The following is a 26,435-nucleotide window of genomic DNA, read 5'->3' on the forward strand; positions in this document are numbered from 1 at the left end:
TTTCGGGGATGCCGCGCCCGAGGCGCTTCTCGTTCACCGTTGCGCGGGCTCGGTGTCGGAGTTCTGCGCAGGGTCGGACTGTTCCGCCGTGGACGGGGAGACCCCCGGCCCCGCGTACATCGCCGACAGATGCCGGTACGACCGCGTGGTGAAGGCGAGGAGCCCGACGCCGATCATGATCAGGCCGGCGAAGAGGAAGACGAGCGCGATGCCCCGTGCCTGACCGTCGCCGAGCAGCCAGCCCCACGTCTGAGCGCCTTCGGGAGAGTTCATGTAGGGGATGATCCAGAACTGCGCGATGGGCGCGATCAGGAACGCGGTGATCGGCGCCGCCGCCGACTCGAGCGCCTGCGCGACGCCGAAGACCCTCCCCTGGCGTTCGAACGGGACGAGCTTCTGGATCACGGTCTGCTCGGCGGCCTCGACGACGGGGATGAGTGCCATGTAGAGCCAGATTCCCAGGGCGTAGAGCCACCACCACTCGCGGATGGTGAAGAGCGTGCCCAGGGCGCCCATCGCGATCACGACCCACAGCATCGTGCGGATCGGATTGCGGCCGAGCCCGAACTTCGCGATGATCAGGCCGCCCACCAGGAATCCGGTGGCCGTCACCCCGAGCACGACGCCCCAGAGTTCCACGGGGAAGAGGGTGAGGCCATACGGATCCATCAACGCCATGTAGACGCCGCCGATGAGGTTGTTGAACGTGGAGAAGATGATGAGCGCGAACAGCCCCTGCACCGCGCGGATCGCCAGGACGCTCCCCCGCAGATCGATCGCGGGGGCGTGGCCGCCCGCGTCGCGCGGTGCCTCTTCGGGGATCCGGATGACGAACAGGTGCGCGAGGGCGAGCAGCGTGAAGCCGATCGCGATCACGAGCGTCCAGCCCATGCCCGCGAGGCCGATCGCCAGACCGCTGAACACGCTCGTCACGATGAACGCGAGACCCTGCACCGTGCCGACGAGACCGTTCGCGTTCGCATGGCGCTCGACGGGCACGAGCAGCGTCACGGTCGTCGAGAGGGCGATGTTGCGCATGTTCTCGACGACCGAGCCGAACAGGATGATGCCGCCGAAGAGCCAGAACCACGGCTGCCCCAGGTCGACGAGCGTGCTCTCGGGGAACAGCAGGTAGAGGATGCCGGCGATCACGAACGACACGAGCGTCACGATGCTCGAGAGCACCATGACCTGGTGCTTGCGGTGGCGGTCGACGATCGTGCCGAAGAAGATTGAGAACACCGCGACGAACAGCATGTACGCACCGCCGATGATCCCCGTCGCCAGCACCGACTGCGTCTCGAGGTACGCCCAGAAGGTGAGGGCGAACCACAGGAAGCTCGTCGTGACGTTGGCCACCATCGTGTTGATGAGCACCTGCGCGAACATGCGCATTCCGCCCGGCGGCGGGGGCCGGTGCCCGGCTGCCGCCGCGGAGAAGGGAGTGATGCCGCCATCGCTCATTCCTCGAGAAAACCACGGACGTCCGACATCCGGAACCCCTGCGGGTCCTCTTCACCGGCTCCGACCGTGCACAACGCAGGACGCGTGTGACGGATGAGCACGATCGAATCGATGCGATCGGTCGGAAGGCGCCGTGCATCCTGCGTTGTGCACGGTGCGAGGATGGAATGGTGACCACGCTCCACGACACGGCCGTCCGCGGCTTCGCCTCTGACAACTATTCAGGTATCCATCCCGAGGTGCTCGCGGCCATCGCCGCCGCCAACGACGGGCATCAGATCGCCTACGGCGAGGACGCTTACACCACCCGCCTGCAGGAGGTGTTCGCCGCACACCTGGGCGAGGGTGTCGAGGCGTTCCCCGTGTTCAACGGCACCGGCGCGAACGTCGTGGGGCTGCAGTCGATGCTGCCTCGGTGGGGCGCGGTGATCGCGGCGTCGACCGCGCACATCAACGTCGACGAGGGTGGTGCGCCCGAGCGCGTCGCGGGCATCAAGCTCCTCACCGTGCCGACCGACGACGGCAAGCTCACCCCCGATCTCATCGACCGTGAGGCCTGGGGCTGGGGAGACGAGCACCGCGCACAGCCCCTGGTCGTCTCGATCACCCAGTCGACCGAGCTCGGCACCCTCTACTCGGTCGACGAGATCCGCACGATCGCCGACCACGCCCACCGCCTCGGCATGCGCCTGCACATGGACGGCGCACGCATCTCCAATGCCGCCGCGGCGCTGGGCGTGCCGCTGCGCGCGTTCACCCGCGATGCCGGCGTCGACGTCATGAGCTTCGGCGGAACCAAGAACGGGGCGATGCTCGGCGAAGCCGTCGTCGTGCTCGATGCCGAGGCATCCGCGGGGCTCACGTTCCTGCGCAAGCTCGACATGCAGCTCTCGAGCAAGATGCGGTTCGTCTCCGCGCAGCTCATCGCGCTGCTCGAGGGCGACCTGTGGATGCGCAACGCCGCGCACTCCAACGCCATGGCGCAGCGCCTGCGCGCGGGCGTCGAGGCGGGCATCGCCGACGGGTCGATCACCGGTGTCGCGTTCACGCAGCCGACCCAGGCCAACGGCGTGTTCGCGACCCTGCCCGACGGCGTGGCCGACCGGCTGCGCGAGTCGTTCCGCTTCTACGACTGGGACGCCTCGAAGAACGAGGTGCGCTGGATGTGCTCGTTCGACACGACCGAACAGGACGTCGACGACTTCATCGCCGCGATCTCGCGGGAGACGTGACCGAGAGCCTTCGAAGCGTCAGCGCAGTGCGCCGACGCTGGCCAGAGCAAGCCGGACGAGCGTGCCGCGCCCGCCCTCCATCTCGGCGGCGAGGGCGTCGGATGCTGCTTCCTGCGGGGCCATCCACGTCACCTCGAGAGCATCCTGCCTCGGCTCGCACGTGCCGGTGACGGGCACCACGAACGCGAGCGAGACCGCGTGCTGGCGGTCGTCGTGGAAGGCGCTGACACCGGGGATCGGGAAGTATTCGGCGACCGTGAACGGCGTCGGCTGCGCGGGAAGGAGAGGGAAGGCCATCGGGCCGAGGTCGTTCTCGAGGTGGCGGAAAAGCGCATCGCGCACCGTCTCGCCGTAGCGGACGCGCCCGCTCACGATCGTGCGGGTCATCTCGCCCAGGGGCGTGGCGCGCAGGAGGATGCCGACCTCCGTCACCGCACCGACCCCGTCGGTGCGCACCGGAACGGCCTCGACGTAGAGGATCGGCAGCCGGCGCCGCGCCTCGGCGAGCTCGACGTCGGTGAGCCAGCCCGGATTGGCCGCGTTGCCGGGCGCGGGCGACCCGAACGTGCCGTCGCCGAGCAGACGCCCCTGCTGGCCGAACGTGCCGCCCATGCCGCCGAGGGGATCGCGAGGAGTCCCCTCGTCGTCGCGGTCGTTCGGATCGGGGTCTGGGGTGCGAACCGGCATGCCTCCTGTATACCTCAGCGCGTGCATCCGGAAGGATGCTTATGGCACATGTGGGGCATCGGCGCCCCAGCGAGACGAGATCTGTACCTTCGATCCTTCGAGATGCTCGCAGCCGACCGGCGCCCGCGTCGCCGCCCCCTGGCAGGATGAGTGCATGACCGCCTCCGCCCCCGGCATCCCCGAGCTGGCCGCCGATGTCGTGCTCTGGTCGGCCGAGGAGTCCGAACGCGGGGACCGCCCGCTCCTGGTCCTCCTGCACGGCTACGGGGCCGACGAGCGCGACCTGTTCGCGCTCGTCCCCTACCTCCCCGCCGGGTTCGTCGTCGCCGCCCCCCGCGCGCCCCTCGCGCCACCGTGGCCTGCCCCCGGGTACTCGTGGTACCCGATCGAGGGGCTCCAAAGCAGAGATGCTCGGTCGACGACGGATGCCGCATCCGCCCTCATCGCATGGCTCGACCTGGTCGCGGGCGACGCGTCGGCGGTCGGGCTGCTCGGGTTCTCCCAGGGTGCCGCCGTCGCGATCCAGGCGCTGCGGCTCGAGCCGGAGCGGTTCGCGTTCGTCGTGAATCTCAGCGGCTACGCCACGCCGGGAACGCTCCCCCGCGACCCCGAGCTCGTGGAGCGCAAGCCGCCGGTGTTCTGGGGCCGGGGTACGCGCGACGACGTCATCCCCGCGGCCCTCGTCGCCCACACGACGGACTGGCTTCCCGAGCACGCCGAGTTGAGCGGACGGGTCTATCCGGGCCTCACGCACAGTGTGTCCGAGGCCGAGCTCGACGACGTCCGGGCGTTCCTCGAGAAGCAGCTCGAGGCGCCGGAGGCGCCGGATCTGCCCCCGCCGACGCCGATCGGCTGATGGTGGCCGGCCCGAGCATCCGCTAAACTGGCGGTCCCCCGTCCCCGACGACTGGACAATCCGGTGAGAATGATCGACGCTTCCGCGCCCGCATCCGCGCGCTGACCGTCGACGCTCACTCTCTCGTCTGAGCTCCGCCCGTTTCCGGGCGCTCGGCGTCAGTGCATCCCATTCCTTCAGGGAGCACCATGTCCACCAGCTCTTCCCCCTCGCTCGTTTTCGACCGGGTCTCGCTCGACTGGCCCGACGGGACGTCCGCCGTGACGGACGTCTCCGGCGCGATCGGACGGGGCCGCACCGGCCTCGTCGGTCGCAACGGCTCAGGCAAATCCACCCTGCTGCGTCTCGCCGCCGGCGCGCTCACGCCAACGCGCGGTCACATCACCCGCGGAGGTGAGGTCGCCTACCTTCCGCAGCAGCTCACGCTCGATATCGACAGACCGGTGGCCGACCTCCTCGGTGTCGCCGCCACCCTGAACGCGCTTCGCGCGATCGAGGCGGGCGACGTCGATCAGCGCCACTTCGACGCGGTCGGATCGGACTGGGACGTGGAGGCTCGCGCGCACATCGCCCTCGCCGAGGCGGGCCTGCCGCCCGATGCGCTGGACCGCCGGGTCGGCCAGCTGTCGGGCGGCGAGGCGATTCTGGCCGCGGTGGCGGGCATCCGTCTCCGTGACGCTCCGATCACGCTGTTGGACGAACCGACCAACAACCTCGACCGCGACGCGCGCTCGCGTCTCGGCGATATGGTGCGCGGCTGGCGCGGAGCGCTGGTCGTGGTGAGCCATGACCTCGCGCTCCTCGAGCTCATGGACGACACGGCGGAACTGTCCGGCAGCGAGCTGTCGGTGTTCGGCGGTGCGTATTCGCTGTGGCGGGCGTGGCTGGACGCCGAGCAGGCTGCCGCACGTCAGGCCGAGAAGGCCGCAGCTCAGGTCGTGAGGCGTGAGAAACGCGACCGCATCCAGGCCGAGACCACCCTCGCGCATCGCGCGGCGACCGGGCGCAAGGCGCAGTTCGAGAAGAGGGTGCCCGGGATCATCGCGGGTGGCCGCAAGATGGCGGCCGAGGTGTCGGCCGGGCGTCTGCGCGCCGAGGTGCGCGAGAAGGAGAGCGGCGCGCATGCGGCGCTGGAGACCGCCGAGCGGCGCGTCCGCGACGACGCCGTCGTGCGGATCGACCTGCCCGACCCGGCCGTTCCGCCGGGCCGGATCATCGCCGAGTTCGGCGACGGGCACCGCACCTGGATCGTCCGGGGCCCCGAGCGGGTCGCTCTGGTCGGCGCCAACGGCGTCGGCAAGACGACCTTGCTCGAGCGGATGGTGGGTTCTTCCGGGGCACGCGTGCACAACGCAGGATCGACGGGCTCGGCCGTGGGTGATGGGGTTGCGCGAGCTGCGGAAAACCGCGGGTTCCCGATAGCCGACGCGTCGGTGATCCTGCGTTGTGCACGGGCGACGGTGCGCACCGACCGGATCGGGTACCTCCCGCAGCGCGTGGACGGCATGGATGATGCCGCGTCGGTGCTCGAGACGGTCGCGGCCGGCGCGCCCTCGGTGCCCGTCGTCGAGCTGCGCAACCGGCTCGCGAGGTTCCTGATCCGCGGGGATGCGGTGGACCGCCCGATCGGAAGCCTGTCGGGCGGCGAGCGCTTCCGCGTCGCACTGGCGCGACTTCTGCTGGCCGATCCACCCCCGCAGCTGCTCGTCCTCGACGAACCCACGAACAACCTCGACATCGACACCGTCGACGGGGTCATCGAGGCGCTCGGCGCCTACCGCGGGGCCGTGCTGGTGGTGAGCCACGACGACGCATTCCTCGGGCGGATCGGGCTCGACCTGCGTCTCGAGCTCGGGACCGACGGGTCGCTGCGCGAGGTGTGATGCCCGCGGCGGCGCCCGGCCGCGCTCAGCCGGCGGTCGGGGGGTTCGGCGCGACGCCCGGCCGTCGGCCCGGACCCTCGTACGGGTCGACGGGCGTCGCGGGCTCCCCGTCGCCCTGTGCCGCTTCGACCCCGGCCCGAGCGCGAGGATCAGACCGATGCCGATGATCACGCCGATCGCGATGCCGCCCCGGATGCTGCCGTCAGCAGGCCGATGCCGATCCTGATCCCGACGCCGACGAGGATTCCGATCACCCATGTGCGCCAGTCCCGGCGGGAGGTCCGGAACCTTCCGTTCTCATCCCTCACCCGACGCTCGCCATCCGCGGCGCGCCCGCATATGCCTGTGTCCGCACCCCCGGACGAAGCACCTCCCGCCCCGATGTCGCACCCAGCGACGAAGATGGTCGGATGAGCGATGTGCTCGAGCGATTCGGTCCTGCCACCCAGGACTGGTTCCGTGGCGCCTTCGCGGCGCCCACCAGCGCGCAGATCGGCGCGTGGGACGCGATCTCGCACGGCAAGCACGCCCTCGTCGTCGCCCCGACCGGCTCGGGCAAGACCCTCTCGGCATTCCTGTGGGCGATCGACCGGATCTTCCGCGAGAAGGCGGTGCCGGTTCCGGATGCGGGGGCCTCCAGCCCGCCGAAGCGCCGGCGCGGCACGCCCGCACCCCCGAAGATCCCGGCGACGCGCATCCTGTACATCTCGCCCTTGAAGGCGCTCGGCGTCGACGTCGAGCGCAACCTCCGCTCTCCGCTGGTCGGCATCGGCCAGTCGGCGCGGCGGCTGGGGATCCGTGTGCCCGACGTGACGGTCGGCGTCCGTTCGGGCGACACGACTTCGTCCGACCGGCGCAAGCTCGTGAGCGACCCGCCCGACATCCTCATCACGACGCCCGAGTCGCTGTACCTGATGCTGACGAGTCAGGCAGGCGAGACCCTGCGCGAGGTGCACACGGTGATCATCGACGAGGTGCACGCTGTCGCCGCCACCAAGCGCGGCGCGCACCTCGCGCTGAGTCTGGAGCGCCTCGACGCGCTGCGGCGCGAACAGGACACGACCCCCGCTCAGCGGATCGGCCTGTCGGCCACCGTGCGACCGATCGACGAGGTGGCCCGGTTCCTCGGCGGGTCGGCACCGGTCGAGATCGTCGCTCCGCGGGCGACGAAGGCGTTCGACCTGAGGGTGATCGTGCCCGTCGACGACATGCTCAATCCCCCTCCCCCGCCCGGGTCTGCCGAAGGCGAAGGCGATGCGTCCGGGGAGTGGTTCGAGGGCGACAGCCGGCTGCGTCCGGAGAGCACAGAGATGACCGGTTCGGTGTGGCCGCACGTCGAGGAGGCGATCGTCGACCGGATCGTCGAGCACCGCTCCACGATCGTGTTCTGCAACTCGCGGCGGCTCGCCGAGCGCTTGACCGGGCGCCTCAATGAGATCTATGCGGAGCGACTGGGCCCGAGCACGCCGGGGCCGAGAGCGATTCCCGCGGCGATGATGGGGCAGGCGGGTATCAGCTCAGGCGCCGATCCGGTTCTGGCCAAAGCCCACCACGGCTCGGTGTCCAAAGAGCAGCGGGCTCTCGTCGAAGAAGAGCTGAAGTCCGGCATCCTGCGCTGCGTCGTTGCGACGAGCAGCCTCGAGCTCGGCATCGACATGGGCGCGGTCGATCTGGTCATCCAGGTCGAGGCGCCGCCGAGCGCCGCGTCCGGGCTCCAGCGCGTGGGTCGCGCCGGCCACCAGGTCGGCGAGGTGAGCCGTGCGGCGCTGTTCCCCAAGCACCGCAGCGACGTGCTGCACACCGCGATCGTGACGGAGCGGATGCTGGCCGGCCAGATCGAGTCGATCGCGGTGCCGCAGAATCCCCTCGACATCCTGGCGCAGCAGACCGTCGCGGCGTGCGCGCTGGGCGCGATCGAGGTCGAGGACTGGTACGAGACGGTCAAGCGCAGCGCTCCCTTCCGCACGCTGCCGCGGTCGGCATTCGAGGCGACGCTCGACCTTCTCGCGGGCCGATACCCCTCCGACGAGTTCGCCGAGCTGCGCCCGCGACTGGTCTGGGATCGGGACGCGGGAACCCTGACCGGCAGACCCGGCGCCCAGCGCATCGCGGTGACGAGCGGAGGAACGATTCCCGACCGTGGTCTGTTCGGCGTCTTCGTCGCGGGCGAGTCGCAGAACGCACGCGTCGGCGAACTCGACGAAGAGATGGTCTACGAATCGCGCGTGAACGACGTGTTCACGCTGGGGACGACCAGCTGGCGGATCGTCGAGATCACCCACGACCGTGTGAACGTGCTGCCCGCCTACGGGCAGCCGGGCAAGGTGCCGTTCTGGCACGGCGACGGCCTGGGCCGGCCCGCCGAGCTCGGTGAGGCCCTCGGCAAGTTCTCGCGCGACGTGTCGACCGCCACACCGGAAAAGGCACAGGCGCGCCTGCACGAGGCGGGCCTCGACGAACGGGCGTCGGCGAACCTGCTCGCCTATCTGTCCGAGCAGCGCGAGGCCACGGGCACGCTGCCGACCGACAAGAGCCTCACCGTCGAATTGGGTCGTGACGAGGTCGGCGACTGGCGCGTCATTCTGCATTCCCCCTACGGCATGAAGGTGCACGCCCCCTGGGCGCTGGCCGTCAACGCCCGTATCCGCGAGCGCCTCGGAGTCGAGGGCTCGGCGGTCGCGAGCGATGACGGCATCATCGCCCGTGTTCCGGATGCGACGGCCGAACCCCCGGGCGCAGATTTGTTCGTCTTCGACCCCGACGAGCTCGAGCAGATCGTCATCGACGAAGTGGGCGGGTCGGCGCTGTTCGCCTCGCGGTTCCGGGAGTGCGCGGCCCGTGCGCTGCTGCTCCCCCGGTTCAATCCGAATCGGCGCAGCCCCCTGTGGCAGCAGCGCCAACGCTCGGCGCAGCTGCTCGAGGTCGCGCGCCGTCATCCGACTTTCCCGATCATCCTCGAGACGCTCCGCGAAGTGCTGCAGGACGTCTACGACCTGCCCTCGTTGCTCCGGATCGCCCGAGGCATCGGCGACCGGCGCATCCGCCTGATCGAGACGACGACCTCGCAGCCGTCGCCCTTCGCTCGCGATCTCCTTTTCGGGTATGTCGGCGCGTTCATGTACGAGGGCGACTCCCCTCTCGCGGAGCGACGGGCGGCGGCGCTATCGGTCGATCCGTCCCTGCTTTCCGAGCTGCTCGGCAAGGTCGAGATGCGCGAGCTGCTGGATCCCGAGATCATCGCCCAGTTCGAGCGCGAGGCGCAGCGTCTCGATCCCGAGCGCCGCGCGCGAGGCCTGGAGGGCGTCGCCGACCTCCTCAGGGTGCTCGGCCCGCTCGATGCGACGGAGGTGGCCGAGCGACTCGACCAAGATCTCTCGGGCGCCGAACCCGGCCCCGAGCTCGAACCCGGCACCGACCTCGAACCCGGCCCCGACCTCGAACCCGACCTCGAACCCGGCCTCGAACCCGGCGCCCGCCCCGCGCGCGCCGAGCAGGAAGAAGAGCCCTCCGCGCGGGCCCTGGCCGCAGCATCCGCCCACCTGGCCGCCCTCGTCGACGCCCGTCGCGCGATTCGCGTGACGATCGCCGGAGTCGCGCGCGTCGCCGCCATCGAGGACGCGGGGCGCTTGCGCGACGCGCTGGGCGCGGCGCTGCCCGTGGGCATCCCGAACGCATTCCTCGAGCCGTACCCCGACCCGCTGGGCGATCTGGTCGCACGCTTCGCGCGCACGCACGGCCCGTTCACCGCGGACTCCTTCGCCGAGCGGTTCGGCGTGGGCGTCGCGGTCGCGCGCCACACCCTGCAGCGCCTCGAGAGCAGCGGCCGGGTGACGAGCGGCTTCTTCCTGCCCGACGCGCAGCGACCGGGCGCGAGCACGGGGCAGGACGCCGAGTGGTGCGACACCGAAGTGCTGCGCCGGCTGCGGATGCGGTCGCTCGCCGCGATCCGCGGAAGCGTCGAGCCCGTCTCACCCGAGGCGTTCGCCCGGTTCCTGCCGGTGTGGCAGCACCTCACCCGGCCGCTGGACGGCATCGACGGGGTCGCCGCGGTGATCGAGCAGCTCGCCGGGGTGGCGATTCCTGCGAGCGCGTGGGAATCGCTGATTCTGCCCGCGCGCGTCGCAGACTACGCCCCTGCCATGCTCGACGAGCTCACCGCCACCGGCGAGGTGGTGTGGTCGGGGCACGGGTCGTTGCCCGGTCGAGACGGGTGGATCGCGCTGCACCCTGCGGATGGCGCGTCCCTCACGCTCGCCGCGCCCGAGGATGAGATCGTGCCCGGCTCGCTCGAAGACCGCGTGCTCGCGGCGCTCGCCGGCGGCGGAGCCTATTTCACCGGTCAGCTCCGGGCGCTCACCGAGGCGGAGAACGAGCAGTCGGTGATCGAGGCGCTGTGGAGCCTGACCTGGTCGGGGCGCGTCACGAACGACACGTTCGCGCCGATCCGCACGCTGCTCGGCGGCGGGGCACAGACCCACCGGGTGGCGCGCAAAGCACCACGCGCCCGGATGTATCGCGGCACCACGCTCGCGCGTCCCTCCGCTCCCCCTCGGCCGCCCGCGCTCGGCGGCCGCTGGTCGCTTCTGCCGTCACCCGAGCCGGATCCGACGGTGCGCGCCGCCGCATCGGCGAGCCTGCTGCTCGACCGCTACGGCGTGGTCACGCGCGGCTCGGTGCAGTCCGAGGGCGTGCCGGGCGGCTTCGCGCAGGCGTACCGCGTGCTCGCCGGCTTCGAACAGGCCGGGCACTGCCGACGCGGGTACGTGATCGAGAAGCTGGGGGCGGCGCAGTTCGCCGCATCCCAGACCGTCGACCGGCTGCGCGAGTTCGCCGGCCTGCCCGACCCGGCCCCGCTGCGCACGGTCACGCTCGCGGCGACCGACCCCGCGAATCCGTACGGTGCCGCGCTCGCGTGGCCGGCGATCGAAGGCGTCGGGCATCGCCCCGGGCGCAAGGCGGGGGGTCTGGTCGTGCTGGTCGACGGCGCACTGGCGCTGTACCTCGAGCGCGGCGGCAAGTCCGCCCTCGCGTTCACCGATTCCGAGCCGGTGCTCGCCGCCGCCGCCCGCGATCTCGCCGCCACGGCCCGCGCGCGGGGCCTGGACACCCTCACGATCGAGCAGGTGAACGGGGTGTTCGTGTACGAGGCGGCGATCGGAAGGATGCTGCGCGACGCCGGCTTCGTCGAATCCCCGCGCGGGCTGACCCTGCGACGCGGGGCCGCCCGCGGGGCGGCGAAGGCCTCCGCGGGCGCACCGGACGCGAGCCGTGCCTGAGGGCGACACCGTCTGGCGCACAGCCCGGCGCCTGAACGAGGCGCTGGCGGGCCACGAGGTCGTGCGGTTCGATATCCGCGTTCCGGGGAGCGCCACCGCGGATCTGCGCGGCGAGACCGTTCGCGAAGTGGTGCCGCGGGGCAAGCACCTGCTCGAGCGGATCGGTGACTTCACGCTGCACTCGCACCTGAAGATGGAGGGCGCGTGGCACGTCTACGCGCGAGGCGGGCGGTGGCGGGCCCCGGCGTTCCGCGCTCGCGCGATCGTCGGCACGGCTTCGCACGACACGGTCGGATTCGACCTGGCGATGGTCGAAGTGCTGCCGACGAGCGACGAGGAGCGCATCGTCGGGCACCTCGGCCCCGATCCACTCGGCCCGAACTGGGATCCCGGAGAGGCGGCACGCCGACTGGGCGCCGATGTGCGACCGGTGCACGTGGCGCTGCTGGACCAGCGCAACGTCGCCGGGTTCGGCAACGAGTACGCCAACGAGATCCTGTTTCTGCGCGGCATCCTTCCGCAGCGCCCCGCGATCGAGACGGATGCCGCGGCGATCCTCGATCTGGGCGCGCGCACGATCCTCGCGAACCGCGACAGACAGGGTCGCACTTTCACCGGGGATGCACGGGCGGGGCGCTCGACGTGGGTCTATGGGCGAGAGGGGCGGCCGTGCCGACGGTGCGGAACGCCCATCCTCGCGGGCTCGCTCGGCGCGACGGCGACCAGCGCACGCAATGTCTTCTGGTGCCCCTCCTGCCAGCGGTGAGCCGTCGTGTTCCGTCGCATCTTCGGAGATCTGCACGAATTCGGATGGATCGGCGCGCTTTCCCCCGAAGATCGGCAGATCTCCGAGGTTGTGCGGCGAAAGCACGCGATCAACGCGCCGTGAAAATCCATGCTCGTGCAAGCAATCCGTGAACGCCTCGGCGCCGAATAACGTGCAATCGGTAGGAAACCGATGCACGGGAATGAAATCCACACAGAGCGCGTTATTCCAGTACTTGCGCCGAACAGGCGCTGTCGGAGGGGATCGTGGGAAAGAACTACGTCGACATCGAGAATGACCACGGCGAGATGCTGCGCTATCGCAAGCACGCCAATGGCCGAGGACTGATCGCGCACGGCGCGAAAGTGCACCCGAGCGCTGTCATCGAAGCAGGCGCGTATGTCGAGCCCGGAGTCCAGATAGGCGCGGGAGCCCACGTCGGCCGCGGAGTGTGGGTCGAATCGGATGCGGTGATCGGTCCGGAAGCCGACATCGCACCGCACGCGCACATCGGCGCCGGCGCGGCGATCGGCGGCGGCGCGAAGATCGGGGTCCGCACGCTGGTCGGGGCGCACGCCCGCGTCGCGGTGGGTTCGCTGATCGGCGACGACCAGACCATCGCGGACGGCGAGCAGGTCGCGACCGATCGTCGAGGTCTTCGCCTGGCCGCATAGGCAGCACGCCGGTCGGCTTCTTCGCGCCGGTAGGCGTGTCGGCGCGGCCCGGTATCGTGCCCGGATGACACGCCGGCGAGCGATCGCGCGCACCCCCGGGGTATCCGCCATCGCGGTCGCTGTCCTCGCGGCCGCGGTCCTCGCGCCGGTGCTCTGGGTCGCGCGCAGCGAGAGTCCCCTCCATCCACCGGGCGTGATGGCCACCGGCGCCGCCGTGCGAGCGATCCCCCCGCGCCCCGACGCCGCTTTCGCCCTCACGGTGCGCCATATCTACGACGGCGACACCATCCAGGCTGAGATCCAGCATCCGAATGACATCGTCACTTCGTCCGCCCCGATCCGGATACGCCTGATCGGAATCGACACCCCGGAGGGCACACCCGCACCGGAGTGCTGGGCCGACGAGGCACGGCGGCACCTGGCCGAGCTGCTGCCCGAAGGGTCGACCGTGTGGGCAGCTCCCGATCGCGATACCTGGGACCACTACGGCCGGCGCCTGTTGGACCTCTGGACCGATGACGGCCGGTTCGTCCCCTACGAACTCGTCGCCGCCGGAGACGCGCAGGCGATCCGCATCCGGCCGAACGTCGCCCACGACGATCTCTTCACCGCCGCCCAGGCCAAGGCACAGGCCGAAGCGCGCGGCCGATGGGGCGTGTGCCCATGACCTCGCTCCCGGGGGTCAGGCGAACACGAACAGCACGAAGCCGATGAGCGGCAGCGTGCCCTGCGTGAGCGCGGCACGGATGTACTTCGCACCCGACGTCATCAGCACGAGCGAGGCTGCGACCATCGATCCGAGGCTGAACAGCACGAGCGTGCGCCCCGCGACATCAGCCACGGTGTCGGGACCCCCCGCCCAGAACATCACGATCCCGAGCACGGCCCCGACGGCGAGGAACAGGTTGTAGAAGCCCTGGTTGTACGCCATGGGCTTCGTGGTGTCGGCGGCCGCTTGATCGGCGACGCCGAACCGCTTCCACACCCGGGGGTTGGTCCACTGCACGCTCTCCATGATGAAGATGTACACGTGCAGCAGCGCCGCGAGCGCTGCGAAGACCGTTGCAATGATCGCGACCATGACCGAACCATATCGCCCGGCTACGCTAACGACGTAAAGAAGGGGCTGACGACGCGAAGAAGGGGCTAGTCAGGTGGCGAAAGGCAGCGGTTCAGGCGGGCCGGGCGGCTCCGGTCGGCGGCGGGATGCCGCACCGCGTCGCGCCCCGAAGCGCACCGCCTCCGCGGGCGCACCTCAGAAGAAGCCGGTGGTCTTCGACGCTCGTCCGGCAGCCGGCCCGGCGCCTTCCGCCGCTCTGCGTCTCGGGCTCGTTCCCGGAGCGACGCCCGGCAAGTGGATCGACGCGTGGCGGGACCGCCTGCCCGACGTGCCCGTCGAGGTGACCGTGCTCGATGTCGCGACCCAGCGCGAGCGCGTGCTCGGCGAGGAGATCGACATCGCCCTGGTCCGCCTGCCGATCGACGACGACGGACTCCACGTCATCCCGCTCTACGACGAGATCCCGGTCGTGGTGTGCGCCTCCGATTCGGCGCTCACCGCGGCCGACGAACTCGACCTCGCCGACCTCGCGGGCGAGGTCGTGATCGTTCCCCGCGATGCTGTGTACGACTTCGCGGTGCCCGGCTCGATCCCACCGGCCTTCGACGCTCCCGCCGACACGGCCGAAGCGATCGCGACGGTGGCGGCGGGAGTCGGCATCGTGATCGTTCCGCTCTCGCTCGCGCGCCTGCATCATCGCAAGGATGCGGCGCACCGCCCGCTCCGCGCGGGCCCCACCTCGACCGTCGCGCTGGCCTGGCGCAGCGACCGGACCACCCCCGAGGTCGAGATGTTCATCGGCATCGTCCGTGGACGCACGGCGAACTCGTCGCGCGGCTGACCCGGCCGCCTTTCCGCCGTCACGCCAGCGAAGAAACGCCACGCACGCAAGGAGGAGGATGTCGCCGACCTTGGGCCTCTGCGACATCCTCCTCAGAACGATGGACCACCCGCCTGTGCCCGAACACCCCCAAGGGCCGGTCGTCCGCAGCGCGCGGCGCCCCCCGAGGCCCCGTGCCGATTGATCGTTCCGACGAGAATGAGCACGTCTCGACAGCCCTGATACACGAGGCTGGAAGAAATCTCAGAAACCCGATCCGTGCGTCTGGAACGGTGCCACGATGCCTGTGCGCCCGGATGCCGCGGCCAGCGCCTCGGCCGCCGGGAGCCCCGCCGCAAGCTCTGCATGCATCGCCCCGAGCAGCTCGCACGCCTCGTCATCGGCAACCACCACAGGCGTCGCGACCACCGCCCGCGTGCCGGCGTGCAGCCAGATGCGGGTCATGCCGATCGCCTCCTCGCCCCAGCGCACCGACGAGCGCCCGACCTCGCACGCCGACAGGACCACCGTCGACGGCGGACGCGGCATCCGATCGATGTCGTACCCGAACAGCGCGCCGTCCGCCAGCTCGAGGCCCGAGAACAGCGGGTTGTCCACCGCGTGCCGGCCGTGCGCCGCGATGTGGAGCAGTTCGACCTGTGACGCGAGGTCGGTGACGGCGTCGACGGTCGCCTCCGCCGCGCGCAGCGTGCGCGATGGGGGCCACGCGGATGCCGCGGCATCCACCTCCTCGTCGCCGCGCGCGACGCGCGGACCCACCGCGAAGCCCGCCGTGACCGGCGCCCGCGATGCCGCGTCGCGCAGGCTCGCCCATCGCGTCGCCGACACCGCCAGAGTGAAGGCGCGCCCCCGCATGGCGGGAAGCATCGCCCACGGGATGCCGTTGAGCACGCCGGGCACGGTGATCACGAGCCTGCGCACACCGGCGGCGGCGCCCGGGCCGTCCAGCAATGCCGCCGAGAGCGATCCGAGTCGCTCGTCGAGGCTGCGGCGCACCACCTCGGCCATGGGTCCGCTCCGGATGGACGCCGACATATCGAGGTCGGCACGCAAGCCGGGGAGAGCGCGTTGCACGGCAGGCCAGGCGCGGAGCGGCATCACCTTCGCGCCGCCCGCGGTGACCACGAGGGCGACCAATGCCCTCCCCGAGTAGACGTATGCGATGAGCGCGGTCTCGGAGTCCAGGCTCGCGCGAAGGCCGTCGAGATCGATCCGCTCCTGGATCGCCGCCGACCCCGTAGCCGCCCACTGTCGCTGCCGCGCCCGATCACGCAGCTCGGCCGCGCGGGGGTTCGACAGCCAGTCGTCGTGCGGGTTGTCGGCACGCAGCTGCCGCAGCTCGGCGAGTTCCGCCGCAAGTTCCGGATCGGGCGGCGGCCGCAGCGGAACCACCTGCTGGCTCAGGTGCCGCGCCCGCTCGGACCACTCGAAGAGGACGTCGGGCCGCCCGCTGCGCGCCGCCGAGTCGAGCCCGGCGAATACCAGACCGGCTGCGTGCATGCCCGCCGAGGTCTGCAGGTCGAGGCTGCCGAACGAACGCTGCCATCGCGCGAGTTCGTCGAGCCCCGCAGCCGCATGCCGCCGTGCCGTGCCGTGTCGGCCGGACGCCGCAGCCATCGCCGCCCGCACCTCGTAGGAGAGGAGCCGGACGTCCATCGACGCGGTGCGCGGCGCCCGTGCCGCTCGGGGCTCCGCGACGGAACCGTGGGTGCGCGCTGCCCACAACTCGTACGACATGCGCAGCGCGGCGGCCTCGTTGCGGAATCCACGGCTGTCGAGCGCAGCGGCCGCGGCGCCGACCTCACCCTGCGAGGGAACGCGCGTGGCGCGGGGAACGGCGTCCCCCCCGGGGTCGACGGCTCCTCCCGCGAGCTGCGCCCGCAGACGCACCGCCTCTGCGCGAACCGCCCAGGCGTCGTTGCCCACGGCGCGGAAGCGACGCGCGGCGGAGGCCGCGGCACGGCGCGCTTTGACCGGGTCGTGGAGAAGCTGAGAACGGGCGAGGTTGAACTCGGTCTCTGCGCGAGACTGCGGCATCCGGTGCGCACCGAACACCGCGATGTTGCGAGACAGGATGCGCTCGGCCTCGGTGGTCAGCCCGGCGTCGCGCAGCACCTCCGCGCGGTCGGCGTCGCCGACCGCCGCCGACACGGCGGACAGGGGCGCGAGCACTTCTCGCGCGGATCCCATCTGCCGCATCGCGGTGACGATGTCACCCTCGAGCAAGGCGATGTAGCCCTCGTTGTGTCGAGCCTGCGCTTCGTCGACGGTCAATCCGAGCGCGCGGAACACCTCGGTCGCGGCCGCGGCATCCACCGCGGCCCGACCGAGCTGCCGGCGCTGCATGTTCACCAGGCTCCGGTTCACCAGCAGGTTGGCCCGCGCCTGCGGATCATCGGCGAGTCCGTCGATCCCCCGGCCGAGCCAGCGCTCCGCCTCTTCGAGCCGGCCCGCCCGCTCCGCGAGAGCGCCCATCTGGCCGGCGAGGATCGCCCCCGTATGCCGGTCGAGGCCGGGAGTTCTCAGCGCTTCGGCACAGATCCGTTCCGCCTCGCCGAGTTCGCCGATGCGCGAGAGGGCGTACGCCCAGGTGCCGGCGATCCGCGCGCGCAGGTTCGGATCGTCCGTCGCGACGGCGGCGCGGGACAGCATTCGACGCGCGGCGGCGACTCGCCCCCGGTTGACGAGTTCGACGGCCGCGCTGTGCAGATCCTCCGCCGTGCGCGCCACGGCTCCATCATGGCCGGATTATCGGCGGGAGGAGCGGGAGATCCTCACGAGTGCAACGGCCCGAGCACGGCGAGGTCGCCCACCATCGCCTCCTCGGCATGACGGAGGGCCGCCACACGTTCGGAGGCGTCGTCGCCGAGCGTGCCCGACGTCAGCGGATCCACGAGGGCGCGCGCGAGCATGCCCGACACGTACGGTGCGGCGAAGGAGGTCCCGCTCCAGACCGCGAAACCGCCGCTGAAGTCGTCGGGATCGATGGTCTCGCGCCGCATCCCTCCGATGTCATCGCGGGTTCCGGGCTGGACTCCCCCGTTGAACGGCGGTGTCGTACTCAACACGACGGCACCCGGCGCGTACGTGCGCACCCACGGACCGAGGTTGCTGAACAGGGCCATGGTGCGGTTCGGGTTGAGGGCCCCGACCGAGACGTGAGGCGCCGCATCCGAGGGGTCCTCGACGGTGAATTCCGCGTCAGGCCAAGCCCACAGCGCCGCGGGGAACGTCGGACGATCCGTCGCGTCGTTCCCGGCCGAGCAGACGACCGCGCACCCGCGGCGACGCGCGGCCAGCAGCAGCTCGCTGAGGGTCGTGTCGAACAGCTCGTCCTCGGGCGTCTCGTGGTAGTAGCCGAGCGACAGGTTGATCACGTCGATCTGGCGGCCGCCCTCCTCGGGGCTGAGCGCCATCCACTTCACGAGGGAGCGGACCGCCGCCATGAAGTCGCCCTCGAGCACCGTCCCCTGGCTGTCGGCGACGCGGATCGCGACGATGTCGGCGTCCGGACAGACCTGGCGGACGATCCCCGCGATGAAGGTGCCATGACCGGCCGCGTCGTCGATCATGCCGTCGAACGGCCCCGAGACGTCGCCCCGCACTTCGGGGTCGGTGGCCTCGTCGCCGATGCCGATCACCGTCGCCCCGAGCTGCGGGCGGCGGGTCACGATGTCGTCCGTCAGCCACGCGTGCGCCCCGCACCCGGTGTCGAGCACCGCGACCACCGGGCGGCGTCCGCCCTTCGCCACCGTCGCGCGCCGCTCGGGCTCGGGGCCGACGTATCCGACGACCTGCCTGCCGCCGCTGCCCGGCTCGGCGTAGCTGTCGGTCCCCGGCGCGTTCGTCTTGCCGTAGGGGTTGGTCTTCCCGTAGGGATTCGTCTTGCCGTAAGGGTTGGTCTTGCCGTACGGATTGAGCCCGATCGGGTCGACCGTCATCACGTGATCGAGCCCGACGCCCTTGAGGTCCTTCCCGTTGCGCGCGCGGGCGCGCTGCAGCAGTCGCCATGCGTCGATCGGCGGCACGGGCTGGTCGTCCTTGTCCTCCCGCGGCGACGGGAAGATGCGGAGAGCGTGGATGGTGGGCAGACCGAGCCTGTCGCGCGTCGCGCGCGCGCGCTCGGTGACCGCGGCCGGCTCCAGCGCGTCGCCCTTCACGGTTTCCAGCGCGATTCCCCAGCCGAAATCGCCGGCCGCCAGCCGGATGATCTCCAGCAGCGCATCGAGGTTCTCCGTGTCCGTGATCAGCAGATGACTCGGGTCGTACGCGGTCGGGTAGGCCTTGACGCCCTCGACCGGCTCGCTGCGCGGGTCGAGCGAGACGCCGCGCGCCCGGGCGGCGTCGTACCGGTCGCGCCACGATCCGGCTCGTCCGCCCGTCGCACCGGCAGCAGGGTCATCGGGTGGCAGGGTGCTCATTCACATTCCTCGGGGGTCTTGCCGCGAGGGTTCGCGGCGGAATCGGCGGAGAGGGGATCACACTTCGAACTGGGGGGTTTGGAACTCGTGCATCTCGTCGCCCGGTCCTCGCACGACGAGCCGGATGCGCGAGACGCCCGGCGTCACATCGTCGAACGCGAAGCGGCCGTGCTCGCCGGGCTCGGCCGTCCACTCACGATCGCCCTGCAACAGGCGGATGGCGAGGGTCGGAGCATCCACCCATCCGTCCACCCGCCGACCGCCACCCTCCGTGGCGGTGACGTGCACGAGCACGTTCGTCTCGCCGTCGCCGAACTGCAGCGTCGCGGTGTCGGCCTCGCCGCGTACGGCGGCGAGCTGCACGCCGTCGACCAGGGTGAGGAGCGCGTACTCGCGCGACAGATCCTGGACGGCGACGGCCGCCACCATCCGGTCGATGAGATCTGCGGGCGCGGGATCCACCGTCTCCCAGAGCGACCGCATCCGTGCGAAGAGCGCCGCGTCGGCGGCGTAGTCCTCAGCGTCCATCGTCGTCTCCTCCCCATCCTTCGCCTTCGAGCAGGCCGCGGAGCTTGGCGAGGCACCGCTGCCGGGTGGGGCCGATCGAGCCGATCGGCATGGCCATGTCGGCGGCGATGCGCGCGTAGTCCGGGCGCTCTTCGAACGCGACGATGCGCAGCAGTCGCTGGCATCGCTCGTTGAGCTGACGGACGGCCACCCACAGCCGGTGGGACGAATCGCTGAGCGTCGCGGTCTGCTCCGCCGACTCCGCCGCCGGCAGGTGCGGCTCGAGGAACTCGGTCTCGGTCGGATCGGCTCGTCGCTGCAGTTTGCCGACCCGCCACGCTTCGCGACGCGCGCACGTCGTGAGCCAGCCCGAGATCGCCAGCGGCTCGGTGATGCTGTCGTGGCGCCGCACGAGGGTCATCCACGTCGTCTGCACGACGTCTTCGGCGAGCGCCGCATCCAGGCCGTAGGCCCGCACGACGTGCCAGAGCGTCGGCGTCATCACGCGCACGAGCTCATCCATCGCACGCGCGTCGCCGTCGCGCCAGCGCGCGAAGAGTGCGGCCGCGCGCTCCCAGCGGGGCGCGTCAGGGGCATCGGCAGAGCCCTCGTCATGCGAAGAGCTCGGGTCGGTCGCCGTCATAGGGCCCATTGTGTCCACAGAGGATACGAGCGCGATAGAGGGCGGCTGATACACGCACGCCGACCCGGATGCCCGTTTAGACTCCACCAATGACGACCGCACCGTTGCTCTATGTGTGCGTGCGCCCCCAGCAGGGCGCCGCTGCGGCCGAATACGAGTCGTTCCGCACCGCGATGCACCTCGAACCCGGCCAGCTCGAGACGCACGACCTCGTGCGCGAGCCGCTCCCCGTCGACGTCTTCGACCGTTACAGCGGCTTCCTCGTGGGGGGAAGCCCGTTCAACGTCACCGATCCGGAGTCGAGCAAGCACGACGTGCAGCGCCGGCTCGAAGCCGACCTGGAGCACATCGCGGCCGGGATCGCGGAGGGGACCGGGCCGGCGGCGATGTTCACGTGCTTCGGCATCGGAGTCGTCACCCGGATGCTCGGGGGCGAGGTCAGCCGCGCCTTCCCCGAAGACACGGGGCCGGTGGCCGTCTCGCTGACCGAGGACGGCCGGAAGGATCCGCTCCTCGGCGGTCTGGCGGCGCGCTTCTCGGCCCTCACCGCCCACAAGGAGGGCGCGGGAACCGTACCGCCGTCGGCGGTCCTGCTCGCGGCGGGGGACGGGTGCCCCGTGCAGGCATACCGCGTGGGCGATCGCCTGTACGCGACGCAGTTCCACCCCGAGCCCACGACGAGGGCTTTCACCGAGCGCATGGCGGTGTACCGGGACGACGGGTACTTCGCGGCGGAGGAGTACGACGTGGTCGCGGCACGTGTGCTGGCAGCATCCGTCACGGAACCGGCACGGATGCTGCGGGCCTTCGCCCGGGCCTTCGGCCCGGCCTGACCCATCCCGCCGGCCCCCCGCCCCCCGCCGAGCCACCCCTCTCTTGTCGAGCCACCCCTGTATGTCGCGCATGCATGGGGGTGGTTGGGCACCAAGGGGACGGCTCGGCGAAAGGGAGTGACTCGGGCGCTCAGTCCGAGGACGGACGGACGAGTCGCAGGCCTGCGACCACGACCGGGACGATCAGGATCACGGCGGCAACAACGAGCGCGGTGATGCCGATCGCGGGGCTCTGGGGCTCACCGGTGAGGCGCGCCACGGCGAGCCATGTCAGTCCCCACGCGAGTGCGAGCGCCGGAGCGATGCGCCATCCGCTGCGCCATGAGATCGACAGACCCACCAGGAGCACCACGATGAGCACGAGGATGCCCCAGACCGTCGCCGCCGATGCCCACTCGGGCGAGCCGATCGTCGTGAGCCATGCCGTGATGTTCGCGACCGTCGCGAGGGTCACCCAGCCTAAGTGAAGCCCCGTCACCCCGTCGATCAGGAGCGAGTCCACGAAGCCGTCGCCCGTCGTACGGGTCAGAACGCTCATCCGGAACGTGATGCACAGCGCGACCAGCAGCACGACGATCGCGATCACGGTGAGCAGCAGCGTGCCGAACTGCGCGGTGACGAGCCACAGGCCGTTCAGCACCATGGTCAGGGCGATCCACCAGCCCATCGCGCGCTGCCTGTCGCGGGCGCGCTGCCCGGGGAGCGCCTGCCAGATCGTATAGGCGACGAGCCCGATGTAGATCGCCGACCAGATCGAGAACGCGGGGCGGGCGGGCGCGAGGTACGTCGAATCCGCGTCCAGCGCACCGCCCTGGAGGTCTTGCACGGCGGTGCCGCCGAAGAGTCCTGTACCGACCATCGCCGCGATGATCATGAAGACCATGGCGGAGATCACCACGATCTGGCGAGTCAGGTCGAGGGAACGCGTTTCAGGAACGGCCGTGGTCGTCATGACTCCACGGTATGCGCCGCCCGCGCGCAGCGGAACGGGTTGACAGGCCGGTTCCCGCCGAAACCCGGGTCTCAGAGGGCGGGGCCGACCACGACGCCGGCGTCGGGCGGCACGACGACCTCGCCGTCGAGCACCTCTGCTGCAGCATCCGTAGACAGGAGGATGCGGCGACCCGCCGCGACATCCCACGACACCGCATCGCGGGTGAGGTTCACCAGCACCGAGATGTCGCCGTGGCCGAGAGCGAATGCGCGTTCTCCGGGTTCGCCCGACGCACCCTCGCCGCTCATCGCCCGCAGCGACGCGAACGACGGGTCAGCCAGCTCGGGACGCGAGCGTCGCAGGGCGGCGAGGTCGCGGTAGAGCTGGAGCAGTCGCGCATGGTCACCCTCAGAGACCTCGTCCCACTTCAGCGTCGACCGCTCGAACGTCGCGGGGTCCTGCGGATCCGGCACGACCGATTCGTCCCAGCCCATGCGGGTGAACTCCTCGAGCCGGCCTTTCGCCGTCGCCGCGCCGAGCTCGGGCTCGGGGTGCGACGTGAAGAACTGCCACGGAGTCGACGCTCCCCACTCCTCCCCCATGAACAGCATCGGGGTGCCGGGGGTGAGCAGTGTGAGCAGCGCGGCGACCGCAAGACGCCCGTACGGGAGCGACTGGCTGAGCCGGTCCCCCGCCGCGCGATTGCCGATCTGGTCGTGATCCTGCGAGAACGTCACCAGCCGCCACGTCGGCACGGCCGGCGGGATCGGGGATCCGTGGTCGCGCCCGCGGAACGACGAGAACGTGCCGTTGTGGAAGAAGCCCTCGGTCCACACCTTGGGGACGGCATCCAGATCGGCGAAATCCTCGTAGTAGCCGGCCGTCTCGCCGGTCAGCGCGACGTGCACGGCGTGGTGGTAGTCGTCGCTCCACTGCGCGGTGAGGCCGTACCCGCCCGCTTCGCGCGGCAGGATGAGTTTCGGATCATTCAGGTCCGACTCGGCGATGAGCGTCCGCGGCAGGTCGAGCTGGGCGGAGAGGGCATCGGATGCCTCGGCCAGCTCCTGCAGGATATGCACGGGCTGCTCGTCGTGCAGGGCGTGCACGGCATCCAGCCGCAGCCCGTCGACGTGGTAGTCGCCCAGCCACATCAGGGCGTTCTCGACGATGAATGAGCGCACCGCGGGCTCGTCGAGGTTGACCGAATCGCCCCACGTGTTGCGGCTGCCCTCGCGCAGATAGGGGCCGAACTCGGGCAGGTAGTTGCCGCTCGGACCGAGGTGGTTGTAGACGACGTCCTGGATCACGGCGAGTCCCGCGGCATGGGCGGCATCGACGAAGCGCTGGTAGGCGACGGGGCCGCCGTAGGCCTCGTGCACCGTGTACCACAGCACGCCGTCGTAGCCCCAGTTCCAGACGCCGTTGAACCCGTTGACCGGCAGCAGCTCGACGTGGGTGACCCCCAGGTCGACGAGGTGCCCCAGCTTGGCGATGGCCCCATCCAGTGTGCCCTCGGGCGTGAACGTGCCGATGTGCAGCTCGTAGATCAGACCGCCGGCGAGCTGCCGCCCCGTCCAGTGCTGATCGCTCCACGCGAAGGCCGTCGGATCGAAGAACGCGGATACCTCGTGCACACCGCGCGGCTGCCGCCGCGACCGGGGGTCTGGGCGGACCTCCTCGGCGTCGCCGAGGACGAACCCGTACTCCTCGCCGTCGCGCAGCGCAACATCCCCACGCCACCATCCGCCCGCCGCGCTCTCGAGCTCGACGTCTCCCTGCCCCGCCCGACGCACTCGCACCCGCGCCGCTCGCGGCGCCCACACCTCGATCACGATTCCCACCCCCTTCTCAACCCGCCTCTCCTTCCGCGAGACCGGATAGGCGCCACGAAAAGGTGACGAACGCGCTCGGTCTCGTGTCGCATATCCGGTCTCGCGGTCATGAGTCGGGCCCGGCCGGGATCAGGAGGGCCACCGGGTACGTCCGCAGCAGCTCCGCGAGGGGGACGGATGGCGCCTCTACGCGGCGACCCGTCAGAGCATCGACCGTCTCGCCCCGGGGGCGCAGGAGCACGGTGTCGCCCCAGCCGCCGCGGGCGGCGAGCCCGACGGGCAGGCGGGTGGCGACGGTGACGGCACCGCCCCTGTCGAAGGCGATGACATGGTCGGATGCTTCGCCCACCGCCGTCATCGGCCTGTAGCGCGTGAACAGCTCCGGGCGGTCGCGCCGGAGGCGCAGGGCGCGCGAGGTCACGAGCAGCTTGGCTGCCGCCGACGCATCGACGGCGGGAAGCTCACCCCGCGGGAATCCGTCGTCGATGGCCGACAGCATCCGGGCACGCTCGACGAAATCGACGGGCCGCCGGTTGTCGGGGTCGACCAGCGAGGTCTCCCAGAGCTCCGAGCCCTGGTAGACGTCGGGAATACCCGGGGCGGTCAGCTGCAGCGCCTTGGCCGACAGCGCGTTCGACCAGCCGGGCTGCTCGATCTCTGCGACGAAGTCCGCGATCAGCGCCGCGACCGAGGCGTCGTCGAACATCGCGTCGACGACCGCGTGCATCCCTGCCTCGAAATCGGGGTCCGGGTCCCACCACCCCGTCGAGGTCGCGGCTTCGCGCGACGCCTTCTCGGCGTAGGCGTGCAGACGCTCGCGTGAGATCGGCCACGCCCCGATCGCCGCCTGGTACAGCAGCGAATCGAAGGGGCCGTCGCCGCTCGATGCGCGGGCGCGCAGCGACGTCAGCACGTCTGCCCAGCGCTCCGGCACCTCGGCGAGCACATCCAGGCGCGCGCGCACGTCTTCGCCGCGCTTCGTGTCATGCGTCGAGAGCGTCGTCATCGCGAACGGCCAGGATGCCTGGCGCATCGCCTGCGCGGTGTGGAATCCGTCGACCGGCAACGCGAAGACCGACGGGTCGCCACCCACCTCGGTGAGCGAGCCGAGCCGGGTGTACCGGTAGAACGCCGTGTCTTCGACGCCCTTGGCCATGACCGGCCCGGTCGTCTGCTGGAACCGGCGTGCCACCTCGGTGAGCGGGTCGGCGAGCACCGGCGCGAGCCGCGAGATCTCATCAGCGAGGTCGGGACGACGCAGGGATGCCGCAGCCGCCGCCTCGTCGAGGTGCGCGCGCCCCGCGGGAAGGTACGAGCGGTACACCGGGAAGCACGCGAGCAGCTCGGCCAGCGCGTCACGGGTGGTCTCGACAGGCTCGACCACGGCCTCCGACTCGCCCACCGAGTGCTCCGAGAGCGCGCGCACCAGCCGGGCGATCTCGGCACCCTGGATGGTGTCGGCGATCATCCGCTTCGTGTCGTGGATCACCTCGTGATAGTCGGGGGCGGCGCCGCCGCGGAGCGCCGCATCCAGCACACCGAGGCGCGCCTCGCCGGCCGGATCGATCAGCACGCGATCGAACTCGGCGAGCGCGTCGTACCCGGTCGTGCCGTCGGTCTGCCACCAGCCGGGCAGTTCCTCGCCGTGCTCGAGGATCTTCTCCACGAGGACGTACGCGCCGCCGGTCGCTGCGGCGAGACGCTCCAGGTACCCGCCCGGATCGAGAAGCCCGTCGGGATGATCGATCCGGAGTCCGTCGGCGATTCCGTCGCGCACCCAGCGGAGCACCTCGACATGCGTCTCGTCGAACACCCACGGCACCTCGACCCGCACACCGGCCAGTGTCGTGACGGCGAAGAAGCGCCGGTAGTTGAGTTCCGCCGCCTCGCGCCGCCAGAAGATCGGCTCCCAGTGCTGGGCCTGGACGATCGCGCGCACCGTCGCGATGTCCGAGAGCTCCGCGCCGGCGGGCACGCTCCCCGGCGCCAGGGGGAGGACGTGCTCGAAGTAGCGCAGCACACCGGGGCTCGGTGCCGCGTCACCGGGGCTCGGCTGCTGCGACTGCTGACGCTCGATGACGAAATCGGGCAGCGCGTCGTCGATGGTCCCGCCGAGGATGGGCACACGCACCTTGCCGCCGCCGAAGTCCCAGTCGATGTCGAACGCCTCGGCGTAGCGCGAACCCCGCCCGTGCGTCAGCACGTCCCACCACCAGGGGTTCTGCGCGGGCTCCGAGATCCCCATGTGGTTCGGGACCGTATCGATCAGGATGCCGAGACCGGCCGCGCGCGCCGACGCCGCGAAGCGGTCAAGGCCCGCCCCGCCGCCGCGGTCGGGATCCACGAGCGTCGGATCGACGACGTCGTAGCCGTGGTCGGATCCCTCGGTGGCTCTCAGGAGGGGTGAGAGGTACGCCCACGAGACCCCGAGGTCGCGCAGGTAGCCGGTGACGGCGGCCGCAGCATCCAGATCGAAGGATCGGCGGATCTGCAGGCGATAGGTGGACCGTGGGCGTGCGGTCACCG

20 protein-coding genes are annotated in these 26,435 nt (G+C 70.9%); 9 read left to right on the forward strand and 11 right to left on the reverse strand.

Features of this window, described 5'->3' with window-relative positions:
* Positions 1-33 precede the first annotated feature (33 nt).
* Complete coding sequence (locus F6B43_RS10610) at positions 34-1,395, reverse strand: MFS transporter (RefSeq protein ID WP_150449548.1); 1,362 nt, start codon at positions 1,393-1,395, stop codon at positions 34-36.
* A gap of 236 nt (positions 1,396-1,631) precedes the next feature.
* Here F6B43_RS10610 and F6B43_RS10615 point away from each other — a divergent pair, with 236 nt between their 5' ends.
* Positions 1,632-2,696, forward strand: coding sequence for a threonine aldolase family protein (locus tag F6B43_RS10615; RefSeq protein ID WP_150448902.1), 1,065 nt, complete (start codon positions 1,632-1,634; stop codon positions 2,694-2,696).
* Between the two features lie 18 nt (positions 2,697-2,714).
* Here the strand turns inward: F6B43_RS10615 and F6B43_RS10620 are convergent, their stop codons facing one another.
* Positions 2,715-3,383 carry an NUDIX hydrolase family protein gene (locus F6B43_RS10620; RefSeq protein ID WP_150448903.1) on the reverse strand — a complete coding sequence of 223 codons (669 nt, stop codon included), beginning with the start codon at positions 3,381-3,383 and terminating at the stop codon, positions 2,715-2,717.
* 154 nt (positions 3,384-3,537) lie between these two features.
* Between F6B43_RS10620 and F6B43_RS10625 the strand changes: the two genes are divergently transcribed.
* Together F6B43_RS10625 and F6B43_RS10630 are read left to right on the forward strand one after the other, a co-directional pair.
* Positions 3,538-4,239 carry an alpha/beta hydrolase gene (locus F6B43_RS10625; protein WP_150448904.1) on the forward strand — a complete coding sequence of 234 codons (702 nt, stop codon included), beginning with the start codon at positions 3,538-3,540 and terminating at the stop codon, positions 4,237-4,239.
* A 188-nt stretch (positions 4,240-4,427) separates the two neighbouring features.
* Positions 4,428-6,122 carry an ABC-F family ATP-binding cassette domain-containing protein gene (locus F6B43_RS10630; RefSeq protein WP_150448905.1) on the forward strand — a complete coding sequence of 565 codons (1,695 nt, stop codon included), beginning with the start codon at positions 4,428-4,430 and terminating at the stop codon, positions 6,120-6,122.
* Positions 6,123-6,289: 167 nt separating this feature from the next.
* Here the strand turns inward: F6B43_RS10630 and F6B43_RS19585 are convergent, their stop codons facing one another.
* Positions 6,290-6,430, reverse strand: a complete 141-nt coding sequence (locus tag F6B43_RS19585) for a hypothetical protein (RefSeq protein ID WP_170285620.1) — start codon at positions 6,428-6,430, stop codon at positions 6,290-6,292.
* A gap of 102 nt (positions 6,431-6,532) precedes the next feature.
* On the opposite strand from F6B43_RS19585, the gene F6B43_RS10635 reads away from it, so the two are divergent.
* The 4 genes from F6B43_RS10635 (at position 6,533) to F6B43_RS10650 (ending at position 13,505) form a co-directional block, all read left to right on the forward strand.
* A complete protein-coding gene (locus tag F6B43_RS10635; protein ID WP_150448906.1) occupies positions 6,533-11,398 on the forward strand; it encodes an Lhr family ATP-dependent helicase in 4,866 nt (1,621 codons plus the stop codon).
* Positions 11,391-12,164 (forward strand): DNA-formamidopyrimidine glycosylase family protein, encoded by a 774-nt coding sequence (locus tag F6B43_RS10640; protein ID WP_150448907.1) that lies wholly within the window; start codon positions 11,391-11,393, stop codon positions 12,162-12,164. The genes F6B43_RS10635 and F6B43_RS10640 overlap by 8 nt, the downstream gene beginning before the upstream one ends.
* Before the next feature lie 266 nt (positions 12,165-12,430).
* Complete coding sequence (locus F6B43_RS10645; protein ID WP_150448908.1) at positions 12,431-12,838, forward strand: transferase; 408 nt, start codon at positions 12,431-12,433, stop codon at positions 12,836-12,838.
* Positions 12,839-12,902: 64 nt separating this feature from the next.
* Positions 12,903-13,505 (forward strand): thermonuclease family protein, encoded by a 603-nt coding sequence (locus tag F6B43_RS10650; protein ID WP_150448909.1) that lies wholly within the window; start codon positions 12,903-12,905, stop codon positions 13,503-13,505.
* Between the two features lie 15 nt (positions 13,506-13,520).
* Here F6B43_RS10650 and F6B43_RS10655 read toward each other — a convergent pair whose 3' ends face one another.
* Positions 13,521-13,919, reverse strand: a complete 399-nt coding sequence (locus F6B43_RS10655) for a DUF1304 domain-containing protein (RefSeq protein WP_150448910.1) — start codon at positions 13,917-13,919, stop codon at positions 13,521-13,523.
* A gap of 73 nt (positions 13,920-13,992) precedes the next feature.
* On the opposite strand from F6B43_RS10655, the gene F6B43_RS10660 reads away from it, so the two are divergent.
* Positions 13,993-14,739, forward strand: a complete 747-nt coding sequence (locus F6B43_RS10660; RefSeq protein ID WP_150448911.1) for a LysR family substrate-binding domain-containing protein — start codon at positions 13,993-13,995, stop codon at positions 14,737-14,739.
* Between the two features lie 243 nt (positions 14,740-14,982).
* Here the strand turns inward: F6B43_RS10660 and F6B43_RS10665 are convergent, their stop codons facing one another.
* The 4 genes from F6B43_RS10665 to F6B43_RS10680 are packed head-to-tail and all read right to left on the reverse strand — an operon-like array spanning position 14,983 to position 20,310.
* Positions 14,983-17,469: a CHAT domain-containing protein gene (locus F6B43_RS10665; RefSeq protein WP_150448912.1), complete on the reverse strand. Its 2,487-nt coding sequence runs from the start codon at positions 17,467-17,469 to the stop codon at positions 14,983-14,985.
* Between the two features lie 44 nt (positions 17,470-17,513).
* Positions 17,514-19,160, reverse strand: coding sequence for a S8 family peptidase (locus F6B43_RS10670; protein ID WP_150448913.1), 1,647 nt, complete (start codon positions 19,158-19,160; stop codon positions 17,514-17,516).
* A 57-nt stretch (positions 19,161-19,217) separates the two neighbouring features.
* Positions 19,218-19,688 carry a hypothetical protein gene (locus F6B43_RS10675; protein ID WP_150448914.1) on the reverse strand — a complete coding sequence of 157 codons (471 nt, stop codon included), beginning with the start codon at positions 19,686-19,688 and terminating at the stop codon, positions 19,218-19,220.
* Positions 19,678-20,310: an RNA polymerase sigma factor gene (locus tag F6B43_RS10680; protein WP_150448915.1), complete on the reverse strand. Its 633-nt coding sequence runs from the start codon at positions 20,308-20,310 to the stop codon at positions 19,678-19,680. The genes F6B43_RS10675 and F6B43_RS10680 overlap by 11 nt, the downstream gene beginning before the upstream one ends.
* A gap of 89 nt (positions 20,311-20,399) precedes the next feature.
* On the opposite strand from F6B43_RS10680, the gene F6B43_RS10685 reads away from it, so the two are divergent.
* Positions 20,400-21,143, forward strand: coding sequence for a type 1 glutamine amidotransferase family protein (locus F6B43_RS10685; RefSeq protein WP_150448916.1), 744 nt, complete (start codon positions 20,400-20,402; stop codon positions 21,141-21,143).
* Between the two features lie 130 nt (positions 21,144-21,273).
* On the opposite strand, the gene F6B43_RS10690 is transcribed toward F6B43_RS10685, so the two are convergent.
* The 3 genes from F6B43_RS10690 to treY all read right to left on the reverse strand — a co-directional run bounded on the left by F6B43_RS10690 (position 21,274) and on the right by treY (position 26,433).
* Positions 21,274-22,095, reverse strand: coding sequence for a TspO/MBR family protein (locus tag F6B43_RS10690; RefSeq protein WP_150448917.1), 822 nt, complete (start codon positions 22,093-22,095; stop codon positions 21,274-21,276).
* 71 nt (positions 22,096-22,166) lie between these two features.
* On the reverse strand, positions 22,167-23,912 hold the full coding sequence (gene treZ / locus F6B43_RS10695) for a malto-oligosyltrehalose trehalohydrolase (RefSeq protein WP_211368141.1): 1,746 nt from the start codon (positions 23,910-23,912) through the stop codon (positions 22,167-22,169).
* Positions 23,913-24,015: 103 nt separating this feature from the next.
* Positions 24,016-26,433, reverse strand: coding sequence for a malto-oligosyltrehalose synthase (treY, locus tag F6B43_RS10700; protein WP_150448918.1), 2,418 nt, complete (start codon positions 26,431-26,433; stop codon positions 24,016-24,018).
* Positions 26,434-26,435: the final 2 nt, after the last annotated feature.

Source organism: Microbacterium rhizomatis, assembly GCF_008710745.1.
Classification (GTDB): Bacteria; Actinomycetota; Actinomycetes; order Actinomycetales; family Microbacteriaceae; genus Microbacterium; species Microbacterium rhizomatis.

Coding starts and splice junctions, on each gene's coding strand:
- F6B43_RS10675 (WP_150448914.1), bottom strand. CDS start 19,688: ATGGACGCTGAGGACTACGCCGCCGACGCGGCGCTCTTCGCACGGATG.
- F6B43_RS10690 (WP_150448917.1), bottom strand. CDS start 22,095: ATGACGACCACGGCCGTTCCTGAAACGCGTTCCCTCGACCTGACTCGC.
- F6B43_RS10680 (WP_150448915.1), bottom strand. CDS start 20,310: ATGACGGCGACCGACCCGAGCTCTTCGCATGACGAGGGCTCTGCCGAT.
- F6B43_RS10655 (WP_150448910.1), bottom strand. CDS start 13,919: ATGGTCGCGATCATTGCAACGGTCTTCGCAGCGCTCGCGGCGCTGCTG.
- F6B43_RS10625 (WP_150448904.1), top strand. CDS start 3,538: ATGACCGCCTCCGCCCCCGGCATCCCCGAGCTGGCCGCCGATGTCGTG.
- F6B43_RS10670 (WP_150448913.1), bottom strand. CDS start 19,160: ATGAGCACCCTGCCACCCGATGACCCTGCTGCCGGTGCGACGGGCGGA.
- F6B43_RS10620 (WP_150448903.1), bottom strand. CDS start 3,383: ATGCCGGTTCGCACCCCAGACCCCGATCCGAACGACCGCGACGACGAG.
- F6B43_RS10685 (WP_150448916.1), top strand. CDS start 20,400: ATGACGACCGCACCGTTGCTCTATGTGTGCGTGCGCCCCCAGCAGGGC.
- F6B43_RS10610 (WP_150449548.1), bottom strand. CDS start 1,395: ATGCGCATGTTCGCGCAGGTGCTCATCAACACGATGGTGGCCAACGTC.
- F6B43_RS10650 (WP_150448909.1), top strand. CDS start 12,903: ATGACACGCCGGCGAGCGATCGCGCGCACCCCCGGGGTATCCGCCATC.
- F6B43_RS10635 (WP_150448906.1), top strand. CDS start 6,533: ATGAGCGATGTGCTCGAGCGATTCGGTCCTGCCACCCAGGACTGGTTC.
- F6B43_RS10615 (WP_150448902.1), top strand. CDS start 1,632: ATGGTGACCACGCTCCACGACACGGCCGTCCGCGGCTTCGCCTCTGAC.
- F6B43_RS10630 (WP_150448905.1), top strand. CDS start 4,428: ATGTCCACCAGCTCTTCCCCCTCGCTCGTTTTCGACCGGGTCTCGCTC.